The organism is Micromonospora sp. ATA51 (assembly GCF_016802855.1).
GTDB lineage: Bacteria > Actinomycetota > Actinomycetes > Mycobacteriales > Micromonosporaceae > Micromonospora > Micromonospora sicca.
Window position 1 is genome coordinate 1 of sequence record NZ_JAEVHJ010000615.1, and the last position, 1,742, is coordinate 1,742.

General features: G+C 72.2%; 1 protein-coding gene and 2 pseudogenes. All 3 read right to left on the reverse strand.

Features of this window, described 5'->3' with window-relative positions; translation table 11 throughout:
- A pseudogene (locus tag JNW87_RS38340) lies at positions 1-253 on the reverse strand (aldolase); the annotation flags it as partial.
- A 2-nt stretch (positions 254-255) separates the two neighbouring features.
- Positions 256-1,403 (reverse strand): annotated as a pseudogene (gene dgoD / locus JNW87_RS38350) (galactonate dehydratase).
- A 7-nt stretch (positions 1,404-1,410) separates the two neighbouring features.
- A partial coding sequence (locus tag JNW87_RS38355; RefSeq protein WP_238455440.1) for a carbohydrate ABC transporter permease occupies positions 1,411-1,742 on the reverse strand: 332 nt, incomplete at its 5' end.

Genomic DNA, 1,742 nt, shown 5'->3' on the forward strand with positions numbered 1-1,742 from the left:
CGGCGGCGGCCACGTCGGCGACGGCGGCCGGGGTGAGCACCGTGCCGGCGCCGACCAGCGAGCCGGCCGGGGCCGCCGCCCGGATCGCCTCGATGGCGTCGAGCGCGCCCGGCGTGGTCAGCGCCACCTCCACCACCCGGACGCCCTCGGCGAGCAGGGCGGTGCCGGTGGCGACGGCGGCGGCGGTGTCGGTGCCGCGGATGACCGCCAACAGGCGGGTGGCGGCGAGTTCGGCGGTGAGGTCGAGGGTCATGATCACCATTCCGCGTAGGAGCCGTCGAGGTGTCGGAACATCGGGCTGCGCCAGGCGTGACCGCGCTTGTCCGCCGACCGCACCGCCTGCTCGTCGATCTCGATGCCCAGACCGGGCGCGGTGAGCCGCTCGACGTACCCGTCGACGAAGGTCAGCGGGGTCTTGTCGAGGCAGTAGTCGAGCACCTCGGCGCCGAGGTTGTAGTGGATGCCGATGCTCTGTTCCTGGATCAGGTAGTTCGGCGTGGCGAAGCGACCTGCAGGCAGGCCGCGAGGGCGATCGGCCCGAGCGGGCAGTGCGGGGCGAGCTGGACGTCGTACACCTCGGCCAGTGCGGCGATCTTGCGCACCTCGGTGATGCCGCCGGCGTGCGAGAGGTCCGGCTGGGCGACCGCGATGCCGGCCTGGAGGACGGGCAGGAACTCCTGGCGGCTGTAGAGCCGCTCCCCCGTGGACACCGGCGTGGTGGTCGACCGGACGAAGTCGCCGATCAGGTGGGAGTTCTCCGGGACGACCGGCTCCTCCAGGAACAGCGGCCGGTACGGCTCCAGCAGCGGCGCCACCCGGCGGGCGTTGGCCAGGGTGAACCGGCCGTGGAAGTCGACGGCGACGTCCCGGTCGTCGCCGAGCACCTCGCGGGCGGCGGCCACCCGGGCGACCACCCCGTCGAGCTCGGCCACCGAGGCGATCGGGCTCATCCGGCCGGAGGCGTTCATCTTGACCGCGGTCAGTCCCGCCTCGACCTGGGCGGCGATGTGGTCGCGGACCTCGCTCGGCTCGTCGCCGCCGACCCAGCCGTACACCCGGATCCGGTCCCGGACCGGGCCGCCGAGCAGCTGGTGCACGGGGGCGCCGAAGTGCTTGCCGGCGATGTCCCAGAGGGCCTGGTCGAGGCCGGACACGGCGCTGGCCAGGATCGGGCCGCCCCGGTAGAACGAGGCCTTCGTCATGACCTGCCAGTGGTCCTCGATCCGCAGCGCGTCCCGGCCGATCAGCAGCTCGCTGAGCTGCTCGACGGCGGTGCGGACGGTCTCGGAACGCCCCTCGCAGGTGGCCTCGCCCCAGCCGACGATCCCGGCGGAGGTCTCGACGCGGACGAAGAGCCACCGGGGTGCGACGAGGAAGGTCTCGATGCGCGCGATTGTCGTCATGGTCTGTTCAGCCCTTCGTCGCGCCGGCGGTGAGCCCGGAGACCACGTACTTCTGCACGAACAGGGCGATCAGCATGATCGGCAGGGTGACCACGGTGGCGGCGGCCATCAGCCCGCCCCAGTCGATGCTGGCGTAGCCGACGAAGTCGAAGATCGCCACGGGCAGGGTCTTGGTGTCGGCGCCGGAGAGCACCAGGGCGAACATGAAGTTGTTCCAGGAGAAGATGAACGACAGGATGCCGGCGGTGGCGATGCCGGGCACCGACAGCGGCAGCGTGATCCGCCGGAACGCGCCGATGTGGGTCAGCCCGTCGACCAGCGCCGCCTCCTCCAGCTCCT